General features: G+C 59.3%; 16 protein-coding genes, 2 tRNA genes and 1 pseudogene. 11 read left to right on the top strand and 8 right to left on the bottom strand.

Annotated elements, in window-relative coordinates:
* Window positions 1–18 precede the first annotated feature (18 nt).
* Together PI739_RS03015 and PI739_RS03020 are read right to left on the bottom strand one after the other, a co-directional pair.
* Entirely contained in the window at window positions 19–495 is a 477-nt protein-coding gene (locus PI739_RS03015) for a cyclic nucleotide-binding domain-containing protein (protein WP_003345583.1), read from the bottom strand.
* Between the two features lie 76 nt (window positions 496–571).
* Window positions 572–2,632 (bottom strand): S9 family peptidase, encoded by a 2,061-nt coding sequence (locus PI739_RS03020; RefSeq protein WP_054080787.1) that lies wholly within the window; start codon window positions 2,630–2,632, stop codon window positions 572–574.
* Window positions 2,633–2,764: 132 nt separating this feature from the next.
* Between PI739_RS03020 and PI739_RS03025 the strand changes: the two genes are divergently transcribed.
* From PI739_RS03025 to PI739_RS03035, 3 genes are all read left to right on the top strand, one after another.
* A complete protein-coding gene (locus PI739_RS03025) occupies window positions 2,765–3,241 on the top strand; it encodes a hypothetical protein (protein WP_003368300.1) in 477 nt (158 codons plus the stop codon).
* A 76-nt stretch (window positions 3,242–3,317) separates the two neighbouring features.
* Window positions 3,318–4,118, top strand: coding sequence for a class II glutamine amidotransferase (locus PI739_RS03030; RefSeq protein ID WP_003368302.1), 801 nt, complete (start codon window positions 3,318–3,320; stop codon window positions 4,116–4,118).
* A gap of 46 nt (window positions 4,119–4,164) precedes the next feature.
* The gene (locus PI739_RS03035; RefSeq protein ID WP_003368303.1) at window positions 4,165–4,689 is read left to right on the top strand and encodes a DUF2937 family protein; all 525 of its coding nucleotides are present in this window, start codon (window positions 4,165–4,167) and stop codon (window positions 4,687–4,689) included.
* 57 nt (window positions 4,690–4,746) lie between these two features.
* On the opposite strand, the gene PI739_RS03040 is transcribed toward PI739_RS03035, so the two are convergent.
* Both PI739_RS03040 and PI739_RS03045 read right to left on the bottom strand, forming a co-directional pair.
* Window positions 4,747–5,925, bottom strand: a complete 1,179-nt coding sequence (locus PI739_RS03040) for a vWA domain-containing protein (RefSeq protein ID WP_003430888.1) — start codon at window positions 5,923–5,925, stop codon at window positions 4,747–4,749.
* Window positions 5,926–5,964: 39 nt separating this feature from the next.
* Entirely contained in the window at window positions 5,965–6,810 is an 846-nt protein-coding gene (locus PI739_RS03045; RefSeq protein ID WP_003368308.1) for an AAA family ATPase, read from the bottom strand.
* Window positions 6,811–6,982: 172 nt separating this feature from the next.
* Here PI739_RS03045 and PI739_RS03050 point away from each other — a divergent pair.
* A pseudogene (locus PI739_RS03050) lies at window positions 6,983–7,204 on the top strand (DUF2442 domain-containing protein); the annotation flags it as partial.
* A 64-nt stretch (window positions 7,205–7,268) separates the two neighbouring features.
* Here the strand turns inward: PI739_RS03050 and PI739_RS03055 are convergent.
* Entirely contained in the window at window positions 7,269–8,336 is a 1,068-nt protein-coding gene (locus PI739_RS03055; protein WP_054080788.1) for a DUF748 domain-containing protein, read from the bottom strand.
* A gap of 126 nt (window positions 8,337–8,462) precedes the next feature.
* Between PI739_RS03055 and cysK the strand changes: the two genes are divergently transcribed.
* A complete protein-coding gene (gene cysK, locus PI739_RS03060) occupies window positions 8,463–9,437 on the top strand; it encodes a cysteine synthase A (RefSeq protein ID WP_054080789.1) in 975 nt (324 codons plus the stop codon).
* A gap of 175 nt (window positions 9,438–9,612) precedes the next feature.
* The gene (locus PI739_RS03065) at window positions 9,613–10,551 is read left to right on the top strand and encodes an aspartyl/asparaginyl beta-hydroxylase domain-containing protein (protein ID WP_054080790.1); all 939 of its coding nucleotides are present in this window, start codon (window positions 9,613–9,615) and stop codon (window positions 10,549–10,551) included.
* Window positions 10,552–10,621: 70 nt separating this feature from the next.
* On the opposite strand, the gene PI739_RS03070 is transcribed toward PI739_RS03065, so the two are convergent.
* The gene (locus tag PI739_RS03070) at window positions 10,622–14,098 is read right to left on the bottom strand and encodes a hybrid sensor histidine kinase/response regulator (RefSeq protein ID WP_054080791.1); all 3,477 of its coding nucleotides are present in this window, start codon (window positions 14,096–14,098) and stop codon (window positions 10,622–10,624) included.
* Between the two features lie 242 nt (window positions 14,099–14,340).
* Between PI739_RS03070 and PI739_RS03075 the strand changes: the two genes are divergently transcribed.
* A complete protein-coding gene (locus PI739_RS03075; RefSeq protein ID WP_054080792.1) occupies window positions 14,341–16,215 on the top strand; it encodes an MFS transporter in 1,875 nt (624 codons plus the stop codon).
* A 214-nt stretch (window positions 16,216–16,429) separates the two neighbouring features.
* Here the strand turns inward: PI739_RS03075 and PI739_RS03080 are convergent, their stop codons facing one another.
* A complete protein-coding gene (locus tag PI739_RS03080; protein ID WP_054080793.1) occupies window positions 16,430–17,380 on the bottom strand; it encodes a bile acid:sodium symporter family protein in 951 nt (316 codons plus the stop codon).
* 96 nt (window positions 17,381–17,476) lie between these two features.
* Window positions 17,477–18,397 (bottom strand): recombination-associated protein RdgC, encoded by a 921-nt coding sequence (gene rdgC, locus PI739_RS03085; RefSeq protein ID WP_003317427.1) that lies wholly within the window; start codon window positions 18,395–18,397, stop codon window positions 17,477–17,479.
* 171 nt (window positions 18,398–18,568) lie between these two features.
* On the opposite strand from rdgC, the gene PI739_RS03090 reads away from it, so the two are divergent.
* From PI739_RS03090 to PI739_RS03105, 4 genes are all read left to right on the top strand, one after another.
* Window positions 18,569–18,644: transfer RNA gene (locus PI739_RS03090), tRNA-Val, on the top strand.
* A gap of 21 nt (window positions 18,645–18,665) precedes the next feature.
* Window positions 18,666–18,742: transfer RNA gene (locus tag PI739_RS03095), tRNA-Asp, on the top strand.
* A gap of 362 nt (window positions 18,743–19,104) precedes the next feature.
* Window positions 19,105–19,500, top strand: coding sequence for a hypothetical protein (locus tag PI739_RS03100; RefSeq protein WP_003368325.1), 396 nt, complete (start codon window positions 19,105–19,107; stop codon window positions 19,498–19,500).
* Between the two features lie 125 nt (window positions 19,501–19,625).
* A complete protein-coding gene (locus PI739_RS03105; RefSeq protein WP_003368326.1) occupies window positions 19,626–20,816 on the top strand; it encodes a CaiB/BaiF CoA transferase family protein in 1,191 nt (396 codons plus the stop codon).
* Window positions 20,817–20,843 lie beyond the last annotated feature (27 nt).

Below are 20,843 nucleotides of genomic sequence, written 5' to 3' on the forward strand. Positions count from 1 at the left end.
AGCGCCAGATGGGCAAACTCACACCTGCTGGGAGAGTAATTGACCATCGACCATGCGCAGGCGCTTGGACAACGAGATGGCCAGGGCGCGAATGATCTTGGCGGCGATTTTCGGCGCGTCCTCGAGCATCTTGTCCAGCGAATCACGGCCCAGGTTCAATAGCTGGCAACTGGTGGCTGCGATACAACTGGCGGAGCGGCGCTCGCCATCCAGCACCGCCATTTCTCCGAAGGCGCGTCCGCGCCGCAGAACGGCGATTTCCACCTGTTGACCGTCTGCAGCAAGCTTCTGCACAGACACGGTGCCCTGATGGATGATGCACATGAAGGTTCCGGCATCGCCCTCGGCGAAGATGGTCTCGCCTTTATCGATATCGGTAATGCTGAAATAGCCCGCTACGGTAAAGAAATCGCCCGGCAGCAGCGTGTCGAACAGGCCGCAATCCAGCAGCATGTCGCGTATGGCGTTGTTCAGGTTGGACAGTGGTTCTGACATGTGAGGTCTGGTAATCCTGACAAAGGGGCAACTCCGCTGCCCCCGATCCTAGTAAGACAGGTGTTTCACACCAAGTTCATTCAGCGATCTGCAATACCTTGAAGATAAACGCGTATTCCAGCGCCACGTCACGCAAGCCCTGATAGCGACCGCTCATGCCTCCGTGTCCGGCACCCAGTTCGGTCTTGAGCAGCACCGGATTGTCGTCGGTCTTGGTGGCGCGCAACTTCGCGACCCATTTGGCGGCTTCCCAATACTGCACGCGGCTGTCGTTATAACCGGCGATGACCAGCATGGCCGGGTATGCCTGGGCCGTGACGTTTTCGTAGGGCGCGTAAGCCTTGATACGCGCGTAGACCTCGGGCTCCTGCGGGTTGCCCCATTCGTCGTATTCGGTGACGGTCAGCGGCAGGTCCGGGTCGAGCATGGTGTTCAGCACATCGACGAACGGCACTTCGGCAATCGCTGCCTTGAACAGCTCTGGCCGCTGGTTGAGCACCGCACCGATCAGCAGGCCACCGGCGCTGCCACCGCTGATCACCAATTGTTCGGCGCTGGTCAGCCCCTGGGCAACAAGGTGTTCGGCGCAGGCAATGAAATCACCGAAGGTGTTCTGTTTGTGTTCCTGCTTGCCGTTGCGATACCAGGCTTCGCCCAGCTCGCCGCCGCCGCGCACATGAGCAATGGCGAACGCCACGCCACGGTCGAGCAGGCTCAGACGGGCGTGGGAAAACCACGGGTCGAGGCTCTCGCCATAGGCGCCGTAGCCGTACAGATACAGCGGGGTGGACTGTCCGGCCAGTTCGCGCTTGACCACCAGGCTGATCGGCACCTGGGTGCCATCGCTGGCCGTGGCCCACAAACGCTGGCTGACGTAGGCATCGGCGTCGAAGGTGCCCAGTACCGGGGTTTCCTTGAGCACTGCCTGCTCGCCGCTGGCCAGGGTCAATTGGCGGACCTGGGCCGGACGGTTCAGCGACTGGTAGCGCAAGCGAATCTTGTCGCTGTCGAATTCCAGCGTGTCCTGCACGTACAGGCTGTACGCGGCGTCAGGCAGCTGCACGCGATAAGTCGGCAGGGCCTGCGGACGCACTTCGATGATCGGCAGGCCGCCCTCGCGCAGGCTCAGACTGATGCCTTTGGCGTTGAGGCTGACGCCTTCGAGCATGACCTGGTCGTCGTGCGCGACCAGTGTCTGCCAGTCCTCGCGCCCCGGTACATCACTGGCTTGTTGCGCAGCGTGATACAGCGCGAAGTTGATGCCGCTCTGATTGCTGCGGATGAACCAGGTCCAGACGCCATTGAGCAGCCCGTGGTCCGGATAGTATTCGTGGCCTTCGCTGCGTGGCGCGAGGCAGGTGAAGGCCTGTTGCGGATGATCGGCGTCCAGCACCCAGGCTTCGCTGGTGGTTTTGCTGTTGAGCAGAATGATCAGTTGGCGCTCTGAGCTGCTGCGGAAGCAATGCAGGAAGAATCTGCCGTCCGGCTCGTCGAACACCAGCTCGGCTGATGACGTGCCCAGGGTATGGCGATGCAGCTTGCCCGGACGATGGGTTTCGTCCAGCTCGCCGAAAAACAGGGTCTGACTGTCGTTGGCCCAAGTCATGCTGCCGTCGCAGTTTTCGAAAGGCAGGCTGCTGATCTGACCGGTGCTCAGCTCTTTGACGTACAGCTCGTATATCTCGTCGCCACTGGTGTCCAGGCTGTAGGCCAGACGCTGGTGATCCGGGCTGATGCTGAACGCGCCCAGTGAGAAAAAGCCGCCATCGGCCATCTCGTTGGGGTCGAGCAACAGCTCCTCAGCGTTTTCATCCACCGTGTTGCTGTCGTCGGCCGGGCGCGGGCAGCGGTAGTGCCGGGCGTATTCGTCGCCTTGTGTGGTGCGGGTGTAATAAAGGTACGGCCCCCAGGGGGAGGGCAGCGACAGGTCGGTTTCGAGGATACGGCCCTTGATCTCTTCAAACAGGCTATCGCGCAGTCCGGCCTGCTCTGCCAGTTGCTGCTCCTGCCAGGCGTTTTCGGCCTTGAGGTAGTCGAGCACTTCGTCAGTGTCGCGGTTCTGCAGCCAGGCGTAGGGGTCGGAACCGTCGGCCTTGCGAGCGCTCGGGGCGCTGGAGGTTGCATTCGAGAAGGACATGCTGGGCTCTCTGTTAAGGCATCAATCAGGAAAATATCGGTACACGCTGAACCGAATACTGCAGCGAGGCAAGCCGCGTCAGGCAAAAGCCGTTATCATAAGCGCCTCTTTACCTGGCTTACCACGGACGTCATGACCGAAAACGACTATCTGATCGCCTGGAGCGTCTACGCCTTCGCCGCGTTGGGTTGCCTGCTGGTATGGTTTCTGATGACCCGCTGGATGTGGCGGTATCTCAAGGAGCCGTTGCTGGTGGCGGTCGCGGTGCTGCTGTTTACGCCGACCATGGTCGACCCTGCCAAGGACGCGATGGCACCAGCCGTGGCGATCACCGCGCTCGACCTGATGTTCAAGGTCGGCAGCAATGTCTGGACCGCCGTGTCGGACCTTGCCATGTACGGCATGTTCGCCTTCGCCGCGTACCTGCTGTTCGTGCTGATCCGCTGGCCGATCGAGCGCAGCCGCAAGGCTCGCCAACCCAAGGCTGCGGCCCAGCCTGTGGACACCGACCCTGCTGACGAACCGTTTGCCGAAGACGATCACTACGCTCGCAGAAACGCTGCGCCCCTTCCGCCGACCAGGGCTGCACGGGTCGAGCCGCGGCTGTAGCTCCCGCTTCGTTGGCAAGCGCCGTTAGCAGCGGCGCGTGACCTGCTGCAAAACGTCTTGAAGCGAGAACCTGAGCATGTGTGAACTACTGGGCATGAGCGCCAATGTCCCGACCGACATAGTCTTCAGCTTTACCGGGCTGATGCAGCGGGGCGGCCGCACCGGTCCGCATCGCGATGGCTGGGGCATTGCCTTCTACGAGGGCCGCGGTCTGCGCCTGTTTCAGGACCCGGCAGCCAGCAGCGAATCGGAAGTCGCACAACTGGTGCAGCGCTATCCCATCAAAAGCGAAGTCGTGATTGGCCATATTCGTCAGGCCAACGTCGGCAAGGTCTGCCTGTCCAATACCCATCCTTTCGTGCGTGAACTCTGGGGCCGTAACTGGTGCTTTGCCCATAATGGTCAGTTGGCGGATTTCACCCCGGGCGTTACCTTTTATCGGCCGGTGGGCGATACCGACAGCGAAGCGGCATTCTGCGACCTGCTCAATCGCGTCCGCGAAGCCTTTCCCGAACCGGTCGAAGTCGAGGAATTGCTGCCTTCTCTGATCCAGGCGTGTGCCGAATATCGCAGCAAAGGCGTGTTCAACTGTCTGTTGAGCGACGGTGACTGGCTGTTTTGCTTTTGCAGTACCAAACTGGTTCAGATCACCCGCCGTGCCCCATTCGGTCCGGCGAGGTTGAAAGATGTCGACGTGATTGTCGATTTTCAGGCTGAAACGACGCCGCACGACGTGGTCACGGTCATCGCGACCGAACCCTTGACCGAGAACGAAAACTGGAACCGCTATGAGCCGGGCCAGTGGAGCCTGTGGCGCAAGGGCGAGTGCGTGGCGCAGGGCTCGGTCGACACCGTCACTGAAACGACCAGGCCCTGAGACACCGGCCCATCGGCTTACTGGATAAAAAAGAAGAGGGATATTGATGCTGCGAAGTTATCTGCGATTGGTCCTGTTCACCATGGGCCTGCTGTTCGGGGTACAGATTCCCGGTTTCATCAGTGACTACAGCAAGCGTGTCGAAGCGCATCTGATCGAGGCGCAGCAATCCGTCAAGGGCTATACCGCCACTGCGCAGCAGTTCTTCAAGGGCGATATTCAGGCGCTGATCCAGCATTATCGCAGCAGTGAGGACCCGGTTTTTCGCAGCGATGCGGACACTATCGACACCCTGATGAACCGCACCCACATCCTTGAGCGTCAGTGGCTCGGGCTTCAGGGGCCTTGGTATTCCAAAGCCTTGTTCGTGGCCACTTCTTCCGATCCGGATATCCGTCGCGAAACCTTCAACGGTTATACGTGGCAGGTTCTGCTGGCCCCCGAGGTCATTGCCTGGGGCATTATCAGTGCATTGCTGCTGGCGCTGGTGATCGAAAGCTTCGTGCTGTTGCTCGGCTGGGTGATCCACGGCGGACGACGCAAGCCGCAGTTCGAACGCCACAGGAGTTGACTGCAGGCCGTTGTGACAAGCAGAGCGGGCGTCGCTATGGTCGCGCGCCCGCCGCCTTCACTTCGCCAGGTAGCGCATGCCTTCTTCCAGACCGCTAAGGGTCAGCGGATACATCTGACCCTCGATCAAATCACGCACAACATGCGTCGAGGTGGTGTAGTCCCAGGCATCTTTCGGATAGGGATTGATCCAGATGATCTTCTTGAATTTGGCCATGAAGCGCTGCATCCACACATAGCCTGGCTCTTCATTCCAGTGTTCGACGCTGCCGCCGGGCTGGGTGATTTCATAGGGCGCCATCGAGGCGTCGCCGATGAAAATCACTTTGTAGTCCTCGCCATACTTGTGCAGCAGGTCCTGGGTGGCGGTCCGCTCCGAGTTTCTGCGCTGGTTGTTCTTCCACACCGATTCGTAAATGAAGTTATGGAAGTAGAAATACTCCATGTGCTTGAACTCGGTCTTGCATGCGGAGAACAGCTCTTCACAGACCTTGATGTGTGAATCCATCGAGCCGCCGATGTCGAACAGCAGCAATAACTTGATGGTGTTGCGCCGCTCCGGACGCATCTGAATGTTCAGCAGGCCCGCATCGCGTGCGGTGTGATCGATGGTGCTGTCGATGTCCAGTTCATCCGCAGCGCCCTGACGAGCGAACTTGCGCAGGCGGCGCAGGGCCACCTTGATATTGCGCGTCCCCAGCTCAACCTGATCGTCCAGGTTTTTATATTCGCGCTGGTCCCAGACTTTGACGGCCTTGCCTTTGCGCTCGCCTGCATCGCCGACGCGGATGCCTTCCGGGTTGTAGCCGCCCGAGCCGAACGGGCTGGTGCCACCGGTGCCGATCCATTTGTTGCCACCGGCATGGCGTTCCTTCTGTTCTTCCAGGCGTTTCTTGAACTCTTCGATCAGCTTGTCGAGGCCGCCCAGCGACTGGATCTGCGCGCGTTCCTCCTCCGTTAGCGAACGCTCGAACTCTTTGCGCAGCCAGTCTTCCGGGATCAGCGCCTGCAAATGCTCGTCGAGGTTTTCCAAGCCGTTGAAATACGCACCGAAGGCCCGGTCGAACTTGTCGAAATGGCGCTCGTCCTTGACCAGAATCGTGCGCGCCAGGAAGTAGAACTCATCGATGTCGGCGAACACGACCCGCTGTTTAAGCGCATTGATCAGGTCCAGCAGTTCACGCAGAGACACCGGCACCTTGGCCGCGCGCATTTCGTTGAACAGGTTGAGCAGCATGGCTGTCGCCCTTTTACATGGCAGGTTGGATAGACACGATCAGCGATTGCCGCGACGGCTCATGAACGCCAGACGTTCCAACAGGTGCACGTCCTGCTCGTTCTTGACCAGCGCGCCGGCCAATGGCGGAATCGCCTTGGTCGGGTCGCGTTCGCGCAGCACGGCTTCACCGATGTTGTCGGCCATCAGCAGCTTCAGCCAGTCGACCAGCTCGGAGGTGGAGGGCTTCTTCTTCAGCCCCGGCACCTTGCGCACGTCAAAGAATACGTCCAGCGCTTCGCTCACCAGGTCTTTCTTGATGTCCGGGTAATGCACATCGACGATGCGTTGCAGCGTGGCCCGATCCGGGAAGGCGATGTAGTGGAAGAAGCAGCGACGCAGAAAGGCATCCGGCAGCTCCTTCTCGTTGTTGGAGGTAATGATGATGATCGGTCGATGCCTGGCTTTGATGGTTTCATTCGTCTCGTAAACGTAGAACTCCATCTTGTCGAGCTCCTGCAACAGGTCGTTGGGGAATTCGATATCGGCCTTGTCGATCTCGTCGATCAGCAAAATCGCCCGTTCGTCAGACTCGAAGGCCTCCCAGAGCTTGCCCTTCTTCAGGTAATTGCGTACGTCGTGGACCTTGTCGACGCCCAGTTGCGAATCGCGCAGACGGCTCACCGCATCGTACTCGTACAGGCCTTGATGGGCCTTGGTCGTGGACTTGATATGCCAGGTAATCAGTTTCGCGCCGAAGGACTCGGCCAGTTGTTCGGCGAGCATGGTCTTGCCGGTGCCGGGCTCGCCCTTGACCAACAATGGACGCTCCAGCGTGATGGCCGCGTTGACCGCCAGCTTGAGATCGTCAGTGGCAACGTAGGCCGGCGTACCTTCGAACTTCATTGATCCATCCTTTTCGCGTGGGTGCGCGTAACCGGTCGGCACGCGCGCCGTAATAGGGCAAGCAATGCCCTGACTATAACGTGGCGGCCCGATGGCTGTGAACGAAGACGCCTCATTCAGTTCTTGAATGGGGCGTCACGCAGTGACCGGGTCGAAATTGTAACGCTGCTTTAAGGATGTTCAAGTATTGGCCGGCCACCGGCTGGCGTTGACGTTGATAGATGATCAGCAACACACCTTCGACATGAGCTCCGATGTGCAGACCTTCCCCGACCTGCGTCCACTGATAGCCGATGACGCGTTCGCCCAGGCACAGTTGGGCGACCATGGCTGGAGCGTCGAATGGCCTGAACTAGACATCCAGACAGGCGCGGATACTTTGTTTTCCGACAGTTAAGTCAACGCTGCCCCTGATGAAAACGTACGATTTTTCATCGTTGGCGCGCTTGAAAAAACCGCTAAGACCCCTTGCTGCTCTCATAACGCGCATTGAATGCCTGCACGAAAGCATTGCGCAGGATCTGCAGAAACGCCTGGAAGCCGCTGATGTCCTGCTGATGAACGCTGCCGCTGAGGTCGACGCGTGTGGCGAACTGGTTTTCCCGCTGGTTTTTCAACACGGTTTCGCTGGTTCCGACCAGCGCTTCCCAGATCGAGCGGAAAACACCCTTGTCCTTGTTTTCGACATCCTGCTGCCAGTTGAACACGTCCACGTTGCGCAGCAGCGGCTTTATGTAGCCCTTGAGCTGGCCTTTGTCGGCCTGCGCTTCAATCACCACATCGCCATCGCCGGCGTTGAAATCGAACTTGCCGTAGGCCGACGAGAAATCGTTGAGTTTCTTGAGCTGGATGCCGGTGGCGCGCAGTTTGAAGTCGAAGTCTTCAAAGTTGCTGAACGGATCGAATCTGGCTGAGCTCTCCAGATCGGCATGGCCCAGCAGACGTGCCTTGCCCTTGAACTCGGCATCGCGATTGCCTTCCACGTCGACCACGTTGGTCAGGTTATAGATGCTGGCATTGACCTGATCCGCCTCGATTTTTACTTTGGGCGTGGAGTTGAAGTTATTGAAGGTGATACGCCCGTTATCGATGCGCAATTCGTTGAGGGTGATGGGCAGCAGCTTGTCCATCTGGGTACGCCAGTCGGTGCCCTGACCGGTCTGCGAGTCCTGCTTGCTGCCGCCGTCCACGAAGTTGATCTGCGGGCCGGTGAAGAGGGCTTTCGCGACCACTGCATGGTCATACCAGAGCGAATGCCAGCTGACAGCCAGTTCGATCATCGGTGCGTCGAAAAAGGGCACCGGGACCTTGCCGTCGGTCTTGACGATCTTCAGCCCCTTGATCCGGTACGCCCCTCGCCACAGTGCCAGGTCCACATCGGTGATCTCGCCCCGGTAGTCACCCATGTCGGCCAGTTTGTCGTTCAGATAGTCACGCACCAGATACGGCAGGGCGATATTGACAGCGATCAGCAGGACTACCAGAGCGGCCAGGGTCCATAGCGGCCAGCTGTAGCGACGTTTCATGACATGAGTCTCCTGTTTCAATGAAGGATTGACTGCTCGCGCCGTCATCCGTTCGGTCAGACTGGACGCCCCACAGTTGGCGGCATAGGCTTTGGGTCTTTAACCGATGTGCACAAGGACACCCTCATGAGCCGTATCTACGCTGATAACGCCCATTCCATCGGTAATACGCCGTTGGTGCAGATCAACCGTATCGCGCCGCGCGGTGTCACCATTCTGGCCAAGATCGAAGGGCGTAATCCGGGTTATTCCGTTAAATGCCGTATCGGCGCCAATATGATCTGGGACGCCGAAAGCAGCGGCAGGCTCAAGCCGGGCATGACCATCGTCGAACCGACCTCGGGCAACACCGGCATAGGTCTGGCCTTCGTTGCCGCTGCCCGTGGCTACAAACTGATGCTCACCATGCCCGCTTCCATGAGCATAGAACGTCGCAAGGTACTCAAGGCACTGGGCGCAGAACTGGTGCTGACCGAAGCGGCCAAGGGGATGAAAGGTGCGATTGCCAAGGCCGAAGAACTGCTGGCAGACAACCCCGAGAAATATTTCATGCCGGCGCAATTCGAGAACCCGGCCAACCCGGCCATCCATGAAAAAACCACCGGCCCGGAAATCTGGGCAGACACCGACGGTGCCATCGACGTCTTGGTAGCAGGCGTAGGGACTGGCGGGACTATCACCGGTATCTCCCGGTATATCAAGCACACCGAAGGCAAACCGATCCTGTCGGTCGCAGTCGAGCCGGACGGTTCGCCGATCATCACCCAGGCGATGGCCGGTGAAACGATCACCCCCAGCTCACATAAGATTCAGGGCATTGGCGCCGGCTTCATCCCGAAAAACCTCGACCTGTCGATTGTCGACCGGGTAGAGCGTGTCACCGATGAAGAGTCCAAGGCCATGGCCCGGCGTCTGATGCAGGAGGAGGGCATCCTCTGTGGTATTTCCTGCGGCGCGGCGATGGCGGCGGCCGTTCGTCTGGCTGAAAAGCCGGAGATGCAGGGCAAGACGATCGTGGTGGTCCTGCCGGACTCCGGCGAACGTTACCTGTCGAGCATGCTGTTCAGCGATCTGTTTACCGATCAGGAGCTTTCCCAGTAACACATCTTCGCAAGTGCGTACTTCATGCGGGCAACGCAAGGGTTTATGATGGCCAGCTTACGACTCGCCGGACGATCAGCGCTGTCGGCCCGGCGCTCCAGTCATTATTCAGAATCATGCATCAGCACTGCCCGCGTGACGTTTGGCGTTATCTGCCCGCTTCAAGGAGAGCTTCATGACCCTTTCATTTGTTGCCAAGGCATCGATCCTGATGCTGTTTCTGGGCAGCACGCTGTACGTTCATTTGCGCGGTCGGGCCCGACTGCCTTTGTTGCGGCAGTTCGTCAACCATTCGGCATTGTTCGCACCGTACAACGCACTGATGTACCTGTTTTCCCGCGTCCCGTCCGAGCCCTATCTGGACCGCAGCAAATTCCCTGAGCTGGACATCCTCAAGGACAACTGGGAAACCATTCGCGACGAAGCCATGCACCTGTTCGACGAAGGCTATATTCGTGCAGCGGAGAAAAACAACGACGCCGGTTTTGGCTCGTTCTTCAAGAAGGGCTGGAAGCGCTTTTACCTGAAGTGGTACGACAAGGCCCTGCCGTCTGCCGAGGCGCTGTGCCCGAAAACCGTTGAACTGGTCAACAGCATTCCCAACGTCAAGGGCGCGATGTTCGCGCTGCTGCCGGGTGGCAGTCACCTCAATCCGCACCGCGATCCGTTCGCCGGCTCGCTGCGTTATCACCTGGGCCTGTCGACACCCAACTCCGATGACTGCCGGATCTTCGTCGATGGCAAGGAATACGCCTGGCGTGACGGTCAGGACGTCATGTTCGATGAGACCTACGTTCACTGGGTCAAGAACGAGACCGACCAGACCCGTGTAATTCTGTTCTGTGATGTCGAGCGTCCGTTGACCAACCGCTTCATGACCCGTGTGAACCGCAGCGTCAGCGCGTTTCTGGGCCGCGCCACCGCTCCGCAGAACCTTGACGACGAGCGCGTCGGCGGAATCAATCAGGCGTATGCATTCAGCAAGCGTTTCAGCGATGGTTTCAGTGGCAAGGTCAAGCAGTTCAAGCGCGCCAACCCCAAGGCTTACCGCGTACTGCGCCCTGTTCTGGCAGTCGTGGTACTGACGCTGCTGGGCTACTGGTTGTTCGGTTAAGCGACAGTCTTTCCGGTTATTCCCCCTCTGATCCGGTTGTTCGCAGCCTCTGCGAACAACCGGCATTCCGTTACCCGTCCAGACTCACATGCCGGCTCAACAGCGCGCGCAGCGCTGCAGGCTTGACCGGCTTGGGCAGGTAATCGAGCCCCGCCGCGTGCACCTGAGCGATCAACTCCGCACGCCCATCGGCACTGATAAGCACGCCCGGTACCGGTTGACCCAGTCGGGTGCGCAGCCAGGCCATGAGTTCAGTACCGGTTTCGCCCTCATCCAGGTGGTAATCCACCAGAGCAATCTGCGGCCGGATGCCATTGTTCAACAGCGCTTCGCATTCCTGGCGATTGCGCGCGGTCCAGACCTGACAGCCCCAGCGTGACAGCAGACTGTGCATACCGATCAGGATGCTGTCCTCGTTGTCGACACACAGCACCTGTGTGCCGTTCAGCGCGGGGCGGCTGACATCGGGCAGTGTTGCGGGGACTGCCGCCTGAGGCGCGGCCAGCGGCACCCGCACGCTGAACACGCTGCCTTTGCCGGTCCATGAGCGCACTTGCAAAGGATGCTCGAGAATGCGGCACAAACCATCGGCAATCGCCAGCCCCAGACCCAGCCCCTTGGCCGCGTGAGTCTTGTGGCTGTCGAGGCGTTTGAATTCTTCGAAGATTACCTTGCGTTTGTCTTCGGGAATGCCCGGCCCCCGGTCCCAGACTTCCAGGCTCAGGCTGTCACCGTAGCGCCTGACACCCAGCAGAATAGGGCCTTTGGCATAGCGGAAAGCGTTGGTCAAAAAGTTCTGCAGCACTCGGCGCAACAGTTTGATATCACTGTCGACGCGCAGTGAACTGCCCCTTACACGAAAGCTCAGACCCTTTTCCTGGGCCAGCGCCTTGAATTCGGCACCCAGGGTGTCAAACAGCGCGCTTAGCGGAAACGGCTGACGATCCGGGGTGATCTTGCCGTTTTCGATTCGGGAAATATCCAGCAGGTCGCTGATCAGGTCTTCGGCAGAGCGCAACGAGCTGTCCAGGTGCCGAACCAATTGCTGGGCTTCGCTGGAAATCCCCTCCTGCTGATGTGACAGCGCAGCGGAGAACAGCCGTGCAGCGTTCAACGGCTGCATCAGGTCATGACTCACCGCGGCCAGGAAGCGGGTTTTCGATTCGTTGGCGGCTTCAGCGGTGCCCTTGGCGTCGGTCAGCGCCTGGTTGAGCTGGGACAATTCGTGGGTACGTGCGGCTACCCGCTGCTCAAGGCTTTCATTGACGCCTTTGAGGGCGTGTTCGGCGGCGCGGAACTCGGTGATGTCGGTGAAACTCATGACGAATCCGCCGCCCGGCATCGGGTTGCCAATCAGTTCGATCACCTGGCCATTGGGAAACAACCGCTCCGAGGTATGAGCGCGGCCCTGGCGCATCCAGTGCAGACGCCGCGCAACGTGAACCTCTGCCTCGCCCGGCCCGCAGAGTCCGCGCTCAGCGTTGTAACGGATGATGTCGGCAATCGGCCGGCCAACGCCGATCAGGCCTTCGGGGTAGTTGAACAGCTCAAGGTAACGACGATTCCAGGCCACCAGCCGCAAGGACTGGTCCACCACGCTGATGCCCTGGGTAATGTTTTCGATGGCACCCTGCAGCAGCGCGCGGTTGAACTGCAGAACTTCGGAGGCTTCGTCGGCGATGCGTACAACGTCTTCCAACTGCATGTCGCGACCTTCGATAGCGGCCTTGACCACGGCGCGGGTCGAAGAGGTGCCGAGCACGCCGGCCAGCAGCCGCTCGGTATGCGCGATCCATTCACCATCGGCATTCAGGCCGGGGTTGAAACCCTTGCCCTGCCTGTGGGCGAAGCGGATGAAACTCTGTCGCGCGCGGTCCTCACCAACGAAGCGTGCCGACAGGCTCAGCAGGTCCTCGATCTGCACCGCGAGCAGGGGGCGGCTGAAGTCGCGTCCCTGGGTTTCCTGGCCGATGAAACGACCCGCCTGCCAGTGCTCGGCTACTCGCGTGCGCGACAACATCGACACCCAGGCGAACAACGTACAGTTGCCGGCCATCGACAGCACCACGCCCTGGGTCATCGGCGAGATAGGCAGGTCGAACGGGTTGCTGTGCAGCCAGGAAAGCAGCGGGAAAGTGCTCAGCGACCAGCCCATGCCATGCGCCGCTACCGGTAGCACAAGGGTGTAGAACCAGATGAAGATGCCCGCCGCCAGGCCTGCAAATACGCCACGCCGATTGGCCTGCTTCCAGTACAAGGCACCGAACATGGCGGGAGCCAGCTGGGTGATCGCGGCAAAGGCGATCTGGCCGATGGTTGCCAGACTGGCCGTCGACCCCAGCATCCGGTAGCTGACGTAGGCCAGCAGGAGAATCATCACGATGCTGATGCGTCTGACAGAAAGCATCCAGTGACGAAACGCCTCGAACGGCCGTTCGGTGTTTTTGCGTCTCAACAGCCACGGCAGCAGCATGTCGTTGGAAATCATCGTCGACAGCGCCACGCAGGCGACGATCACCATGCCGGTTGCTGCCGATGCTCCGCCGATGAAGGCCAGCAGCGCCAGCGACGGGTGAGCGTGCGCCAGCGGCAGGCTGATCACGAACGAGTCGGGCAGCATGGAGCCGGGGAGGAGCATTTGTCCGGCCAGCGCAATCGGCACCACGAACAGCGCAGCCAGCGCCAGATAGGCCGGGAACACCCATTTGGCGAGATTCAGGTCCTGAGGCTCGATGTTCTCGACCACCGTCACGTGGAACTGACGGGGCAGGCAGACAATCGCCATCATCGCCACGCCGGTCTGCACGAACATCGACGGCCAGTTGATCGTGTCTTTCCAGTATTCCTCGAGACGTGGCGCCAGTTTGGCCTGATTGAACAGGTCGTCGAATCCGTCGTACAGGCCGAACGTGACGAACACACCGACTGCCATGAAGGCGAACAGCTTGACCAGCGCCTCGAAAGCAATGGCCAGCACCATGCCGCGATGATGTTCGGTGACATCCAGATTGCGCGCACCGAAGACGATGGTGAACAGCGCGAGAATCAGCGACACCACCAGCGCGGTGTCCTGAGCACGAATACCGGTGGAATCGGCCACGGCACCGATCAGGATATTCACCCCCAGCACGATGCCTTTGAGCTGCAGCGCGATGTACGGCAGCATGCCGATCAGGCAGATCAGCGCCACCATGACTGCTAGGGATTGGGATTTGCCATAGCGCGCCGCGATGAAGTCGGCGATCGAGGTGATGTTTTCCTGTTTGCTGATCAGCACCATTTTTTGCAGCACCCAGGGTGCCAGTACCATCAGCACGATGGGCCCCAGGTAGATCGGCAGGAACGACCACAACTGCTCGGCGGCCTGACCCACTGCGCCGAAAAACGTCCAGCTGGTGCAGTAGACCGCCAGCGACAGGCTGTAGACCCAGGCGCGCATGGTCGGGCGCAGCGACGCGCTGTAGCGGTCGCCGTAAAAGGCGATAGCAAACATGATGGCCATATAGGACAAGGCAACGGCCGCAATCAGCCCGCTGGACAGCGACATATCAAATTCCACACCGTATCGATAACGCGCAGTCTCGCACGATGGCTGCGCTTCGTCTTTGTCGACCAAGGTCGAGCGTGGCGCGGTGTCGCAGCTGCCCCGACCAAGCCCGAAGTGATAAAAATAGCGACACAGGTTTTGTAAAAAGAAATGTCCTATCGACATTCGTCAGCGTTACGTCTTCAATGTGCCTCGGATTGGCCGCTGCGTCAGTTCACCCCAGCCTCTCAGGACCACGGACGATGAGCCAACAGTCACAATTCAGCCTGCTCGGGAAACGCCGTTTCCTGCCGTTTTTCATTACGCAGTCCCTTGGGGCGTTCAATGACAATATCTTCAAGCAGTCATTGATCCTTGCCATCCTTTACAAGTTGAGCATCGACGGGGATCGTTCGATCTACGTCAATCTGTGCGCTTTGCTGTTCATCCTGCCGTTCTTTCTGTTCTCGGCGCTGGCCGGGCAGTTCGGTGAGAAGTACCCCAAGGACAAGTTGATCCGGATCATCAAGTTCGGAGAGATCGTCATCATGGCGGTCGGTGCCGCAGGTTTTCTGTTCAATCATCTGGAGTTGATGCTCGCCGCGCTGTTCGCCATGGGCACGCATTCGGCGCTGTTCGGACCGGTCAAGTATTCGATCCTGCCCCAGCACCTGCGCGAGAGCGAACTGGTCGGCGGCAACGCGCTGGTCGAGATGGGCACCTTTCTGGCGATTCTGGCCGGCACCATCAGCGCGGGTGTGATGATGTCTTCTTCGCACTATGCCTGGGTGGTGGCGGCTGCCATCGTGCTGGTCGCCTGCCTGGGGTTCCTGGCCAGCTTCGGTATCCCGCGCGCCGATGCCGCCTCGCCGGAGATGAAGCTCAACTGGAACATCTTCACCCAGTCATGGGCGACCTTGCGCATGGGGCTGGGGCAAACGCCTGCGGTTTCGCGCTCGATTGTCGGCAACTCGTGGTTCTGGTTCGTGGGGGCGATCTACCTGACGCAGATCCCGGCCTATGCCAAGGAATGGATGTACGGCGACGAAACGGTCGTTACCCTGATTCTGACCGTGTTCTCCATCGGCATCGCGCTGGGCTCGCTGCTCTGCGAGCGCTTGTCCGGGCATAAGGTCGAGATCGGGCTGGTGCCGTTCGGCTCGATGGGCCTGACGATTTTCGGCCTGCTGCTGTGGTGGCATTCGGGCGGTTTCCCGCAGAACGTGCAGGCCAACGACTGGCTGGCGGTGCTGTCTTCCGGGCAGGGCTGGCTGGTGCTGTTCGACATTCTCGGTATCGGCATCTTCGGCGGCTTTTATATCGTGCCGCTGTACGCCTTGATCCAGTCGCGCACGCCGGTAAAAGAGCGCTCGCGCGTCATCGCCGCCAACAACATCCTCAACGCGCTGTTCATGGTGGTCTCGGCGATTGTCTCGATCCTGCTGCTGAGCGTTGCCAAACTGTCGATCCCGCAGCTGTTTCTGGCCGTATCGGTGATGAACATCGCGGTCAATATCTACATCTTCAAGATCGTCCCCGAGTTCACCATGCGCTTCATGATCTGGCTGCTTGGCCATTCCATGTACCGCGTCGAACACCGCAATCTGGACCGTATCCCGGACGAAGGCGCGGCACTGCTGGTCTGCAACCATGTGTCCTTTGTCGATGCATTGCTGATTGCCGGCGCAGTGAGGCGCCCGATCCGCTTTGTCATGTACTACAAAATCTACCAACTGCCCGTGCTTAACTTCATCTTTCGCACTGCAGGGACCATCCCCATTGCCGGGCGTAACGAAGACATGGACATCTACGAGAAATCGTTCAAACGCATCGCCCAGTACCTCGCAGAAGGCGAACTGGTGTGCATCTTCCCGGAAGGCAAACTGACCACCGACGGCGAAATCAACGGCTTCAAGAACGGCATGAGCCGCATCATTCAGGAAACCCCGGTACCGGTCATTCCACTGGCACTGCAAGGCCTGTGGGGCAGCTTCTTCAGCCGCGACCCGAGCAAGACCCTGTTTCGCCGCCTGTGGTCTCGCGTCGTGCTGGTTGCCGGCTCGCCCATTGCAGCAGACGTGGCAACCCCCGTGGACGTGCGCGAAGAAGTGAAAGCACTGAGAGGGAAAGTGCAGTAGCGTCGGCGCTCCGTACGACTGACGTGCCAATCACTTCGCGTTGGCACGATAGCCAAAGGTGACCTGAGCCGGAACCCACATCCACCTGATGTCACAGAACCGCTGTGTGACGCGGAGCATCACGAACGGCATTCCCACGCGGAGCGTGGGAGCGATAGTCGAGCCTGAACCCCAATCCGCCTGATGTCACAGAACAGCTGTATGAAGCAAAGCGTCACTGCGGCCTGGACGTATTATCTTCCTCCGGCATCTTCCTGAAATACGTCGACAGCAACGCCCCGGAAATATTGTGCCAGACACTGAACAGCGCACTTGGCACCGCCGCCAGCGGCGAGAAATGAGCACTCGCCAGCGCAGCGCCCAGCCCCGAGTTCTGCATACCGACCTCCAACGCCAGCGACTTGCGTTGCGCCAATGGCAGCTTGAAAACCTTGCCAGTGAAATAACCCAACAGAAAACCGAACGTGTTGTGCAAAATCACCACTGCCATGATCAGCAGGCCGGATTCAGCGATTTTTGCCTGACTGGCGGCGACTACAGCGCAGACGATCATCACAATACTGACCACCGAGACCAGCGGCAGCACGTCCACGGCATAGCTGACCCGCGCACCCAACAGGCGCTGTGCAACCACACCGAGCACAATCGGCAGCATGACCAGTTGCAGGATCGACCAGAACATATCGAGGAAAGACACCGGCAGCCACGCCGAAGCGAGGAACCAGATCAGGGTCGGGGTCAGCAGCGGGGCGAGCAGGGTAGTGACCGCAGCGATTGCCACCGCCAGCGCCAGATCACCCTTTGCCAGCCAGGCCATGACGTTGGATGAAGTGCCGCTCGGGCAGCAACCGACCAGAATCACGCCCACGGCGATCTCCGGCGGCAGTTGAAACACCTGGCACAGCAACCAGGCTACACCGGGCATGATTACAAAGTGCGCGATCACACCCAGCGCCACTCGCCACGGGTTACGCGCCACTTCGGAGAAGTCGTCAAGTTTCAGGGTCAGGCCCATGCCGAACATGACCAGCCCCAGCAGCGGCACGATCCAGCTTTTCAGGCCGATGAAAACCTGCGGAAACAGAAATGCCAGAATGGCGAACAACAAAACCCAGTAGGCAAACGTGTTGCCGACAAAACGACTCAAGGCTGCCAACGCACGCATGGCCTGCTCCTTCTTGTTGAATAACCGGGATGAAATGAATGCGCCGTCTGACGAGACGGCGCGGTGTTTCGAGCGGCAATGTTGCAAAAGCGCGTATCAGATGCCTTGCGGAATCTCTTCGCCGCCCAGTGCCTCGAACAGCTCCGGCAGGAACTCGCCGAAGGTCAGCATCATCAGCGTGAAGCTGGCGTCCAGTTGCCCCAACGCTTCGTCACCACCGTCCTGTTCGGCCTGATCCTGCAGCAGGTCCTCGAACTTCAGACGCTTGACCACCAGTTTATCGTCCAGCACGAACGACAATTTGTCCTGCCAGGCCAGCGACAGCTGGGTCACGACCTTGCCTGTGCTCAGGTGCAGCTGGATTTCGTCGCCGGTCAGGTCCTGACGCTTGCAGCGCACGATACCGCCATCTTCATGGGTGTCGCGCAGCTCGCACTCGTCCAGCACGAAGAAGTTGTCGGCTGCTTTCTGGGTCTTGACCCAGTCGGTCATGGTCGCACTCGGTGAAACCTTGACCGTCAGCGGACGTACCGGCAGCGAGCCGATGACTTCGCGCAGAGTGGACAACAGGTCTTCGGCGCGTTTCGGGCTGGAGGCATTGACCAGGATCAGGCCCTGTTTCGGCGCGATGGCGGCGAAGGTGGCGGAGCGGCGGATAAAGGCGCGCGGCAGGAAAGCCTGGATGATTTCATCCTTGAGCTGATCACGTTCCTTCTTGTAGACCTTGCGCATCTGCTCGGCTTCGATCTCGTCGACCTTTTCCTTGAGCGCGTCACGCACGACGCTGCCCGGCAGAATGCGTTCTTCCTTGCGTGCGGCGATCAGCATGAAGTCCTGACTGATGTGTACCAATGGAGCGTCTTCGCCCTTGCCGAAAGGAGCGACGAAACCATAGGTGGCTACCTCCTGGCTGGCGCAGGCGCGCGCCGGCTTGGTCGCCAGTGCTGTCTCCAGCGCTTCGGCATCAAAAGGCACGTCCTGGGTCAGGCGATAGACAAGCAGGTTTTTGAACCACATGAGGTGAATCTCTCTTTCTATACAAAGGCGGGCATTATTCGCTCCTCAGCCGCTGGGGCCAACCCTGTACAGAGCGTTTGTAAGCCTTTGGAAGGATTATAAAAATTATTTGAAAAAGTGCTTGCCAGAGTACAGGTCGCTCCGTAGAATGCGCGCCACACCGAGAGTGAAGGGTGATTAGCTCAGCTGGGAGAGCAGCTGCCTTACAAGCAGCGGGTCGGCGGTTCGATCCCGTCATCACCCACCAAACTCGCTTTTAGTGTTACGCGCAGCGGTAGTTCAGTCGGTTAGAATACCGGCCTGTCACGCCGGGGGTCGCGGGTTCGAGTCCCGTCCGCTGCGCCATATTCCGCTTCAAGGCCCTTGAACTCCTTGAAGCAAACAGAAAGCCCGCCTAGTGCGGGCTTTTTGCTTTCTGTCGTCTGGAAATCCCAACCCTCCTCGTGCAATGCCCCTGCGGCAGTTCTATTGAAGTTCTGTAAGAATTACTCTTCGCGAATGTAAGTAATTTCCTTAAATATTGAAGTTAAAACCAGGCTTGTTAGTTAGCTCCGGTGAACGCTTGATTTATCCTCTTTGCTGGTATTAGCTGCATGGGTTGATCGGGTATTCAGGCATCAGGAGTGCTCTTGATTACCCAGAATAATTAATCCAAGCCGACCGCCGAATCGAGGCGGTCTGATACGGTAGTGAGTTAAGGGATAACTATGAAAAATCGTTTTAAACTGCTTGCAGGCACCACAGCCTTGATCCTCTCTGCGGGCGCGCTGGCCACGCCAGCACTGCACACCGCAACCATCGACCAGCACGGCAATGTCGTTGCTCAGTCGTCGCCGTGGATCAAGTCTGTAAGTTACAGCAGTCAGAAAGACTACTTCGCGACTTATAAAGTGCTCTTCAAGGAAGGGCAATTTGAAAAGTCTCCAGGTTTTTGCTCGGTATCTTCCATCGATACCAGTGATCATGAGCGGCTGTTCTACGGGCACGCCAAGTTGGGCGGCGCTGCAACAACAGAGCAGGTCAATGTATTGGGGCTTATGGTCGGCAAACGGGGAGCCTCGGGTGATGCCTCGATGAGTTTCCAGTTGGCCTGCAGTAATTGATTCAATGAACCCCGCCTGGTGCGGGGTTTTTTACGGCGGTCCGATCTGGCAGCGCACCGTCCGGCTTTCCATCCAGCGCATTTGCGCAGATCATTCCTCCACCTCCCAACAAGAAAGGACGTGTCATGAGCCTGCCTCTTCAGGGCATCAAGGTGGTGGAGCTGGGTCAGCTCATTGCCGGGCCGTTCGCGGCGAAGATTCTCGCCGAGTTCGGTGCCGAGGTCATCAAGGTCGAGCCGCCGCTGACCGGGGACCCCCTGCGCAAATGGCGTTTGCTGCATAACGGCACGTCCGTCTGGTGGGCGGTGCAGTCCCGCAACAAACAGTCCGTGACCCTCGATCTGCGCCAGCCTCAGGCGCAGGAAATGGTACGGCGGCTGATCCGGGATGCCGATGTACTGGTCGAGAACTTCCGCCCCGGCACACTTGAGGGCTGGGGGTTGAGCTGGGAAGCGCTGCACGCCCTCAATCCGAAACTGATCATGCTGCGTGTCTCTGGCTACGGGCAGACCGGCCCGTATCGCGACCGGCCGGGTTTTGGCGTGATCGGCGAGGCGATGGGCGGTTTGCGTCATCTGTCCGGTGAGGCAGGGCGCACACCAGTACGTGTCGGCGTATCGATTGGCGATTCGCTGTCTGCGCTGCACGGTGTGATCGGCGTTCTGCTGGCGCTTCGTCACCGCGAGCAGAACGGTGGCGAGGGGCAGCAGATAGATGTCGCGTTGTACGAGTCAGTGTTCAACATGATGGAAAGTCTGATTCCCGAGTATTCGGTATTCGATACTGTCCGCGAGCCGGCTGGCAGCAGTCTGCCTGGCATCGCTCCGAGCAATGCCTACCGCTGCAATGACGGCAAGTACGCGCTGATCGCGGGTAATGGCGACAGCATCTTCCGGCGCCTGATGGAAAAGATCGGCCGCATGGACCTGGCCAGCGACCCCGAACTTCAGCATAACGACGGGCGGGTCAGGCACGTTGCGCGCATCGATGCGGCCATTTCGACCTGGACCGCCGAACGCTCGATGGACGAAGTCCTTGCGGCGCTCAACGAAGCACGCATTCCGGCAGGCAAGATCTACGACGCTGCCGACATTGCCAGTGACCCGCATTATCAGGCGCGGGACATGCTGTTGCAGGGCACGCTGGACGACGGAACACCCGTCACCCTTCCGGGGATTGTGCCTAAACTTCAAGCCACGCCGGGTCAGGTAACATCGTCTGCGCCAACACTCGGTCAACACACCGATGCCGTGCTTGAAGCGCATGGTATAGATGCTGCCACACGTGCCGAATGGCGTCGGCTCGGCATTATCTGATCCGAAACGTGGCCGTTGTCGTAAAAA

Source organism: Pseudomonas cerasi, assembly GCF_027983475.1.
GTDB lineage: Bacteria > Pseudomonadota > Gammaproteobacteria > Pseudomonadales > Pseudomonadaceae > Aquipseudomonas > Aquipseudomonas cerasi.

What these genes read in the sequence shown, in the direction of transcription:
- PI739_RS03015 (WP_003345583.1), bottom strand. Translation starts at nt 495, where the DNA reads ATGTCAGAACCACTGTCCAACCTGAACAACGCCATACGCGACATGCTG.
- PI739_RS03020 (WP_054080787.1), bottom strand. Translation starts at nt 2,632, where the DNA reads ATGTCCTTCTCGAATGCAACCTCCAGCGCCCCGAGCGCTCGCAAGGCC.
- PI739_RS03025 (WP_003368300.1), top strand. Translation starts at nt 2,765, where the DNA reads ATGACCGAAAACGACTATCTGATCGCCTGGAGCGTCTACGCCTTCGCC.
- PI739_RS03030 (WP_003368302.1), top strand. Translation starts at nt 3,318, where the DNA reads ATGTGTGAACTACTGGGCATGAGCGCCAATGTCCCGACCGACATAGTC.
- PI739_RS03035 (WP_003368303.1), top strand. Translation starts at nt 4,165, where the DNA reads ATGCTGCGAAGTTATCTGCGATTGGTCCTGTTCACCATGGGCCTGCTG.
- PI739_RS03040 (WP_003430888.1), bottom strand. Translation starts at nt 5,925, where the DNA reads ATGCTGCTCAACCTGTTCAACGAAATGCGCGCGGCCAAGGTGCCGGTG.
- PI739_RS03045 (WP_003368308.1), bottom strand. Translation starts at nt 6,810, where the DNA reads ATGAAGTTCGAAGGTACGCCGGCCTACGTTGCCACTGACGATCTCAAG.
- PI739_RS03055 (WP_054080788.1), bottom strand. Translation starts at nt 8,336, where the DNA reads ATGAAACGTCGCTACAGCTGGCCGCTATGGACCCTGGCCGCTCTGGTA.
- cysK (WP_054080789.1), top strand. Translation starts at nt 8,463, where the DNA reads ATGAGCCGTATCTACGCTGATAACGCCCATTCCATCGGTAATACGCCG.
- PI739_RS03065 (WP_054080790.1), top strand. Translation starts at nt 9,613, where the DNA reads ATGACCCTTTCATTTGTTGCCAAGGCATCGATCCTGATGCTGTTTCTG.
- PI739_RS03070 (WP_054080791.1), bottom strand. Translation starts at nt 14,098, where the DNA reads ATGTCGCTGTCCAGCGGGCTGATTGCGGCCGTTGCCTTGTCCTATATG.
- PI739_RS03075 (WP_054080792.1), top strand. Translation starts at nt 14,341, where the DNA reads ATGAGCCAACAGTCACAATTCAGCCTGCTCGGGAAACGCCGTTTCCTG.
- PI739_RS03080 (WP_054080793.1), bottom strand. Translation starts at nt 17,380, where the DNA reads ATGCGTGCGTTGGCAGCCTTGAGTCGTTTTGTCGGCAACACGTTTGCC.
- rdgC (WP_003317427.1), bottom strand. Translation starts at nt 18,397, where the DNA reads ATGTGGTTCAAAAACCTGCTTGTCTATCGCCTGACCCAGGACGTGCCT.
- PI739_RS03100 (WP_003368325.1), top strand. Translation starts at nt 19,105, where the DNA reads ATGAAAAATCGTTTTAAACTGCTTGCAGGCACCACAGCCTTGATCCTC.
- PI739_RS03105 (WP_003368326.1), top strand. Translation starts at nt 19,626, where the DNA reads ATGAGCCTGCCTCTTCAGGGCATCAAGGTGGTGGAGCTGGGTCAGCTC.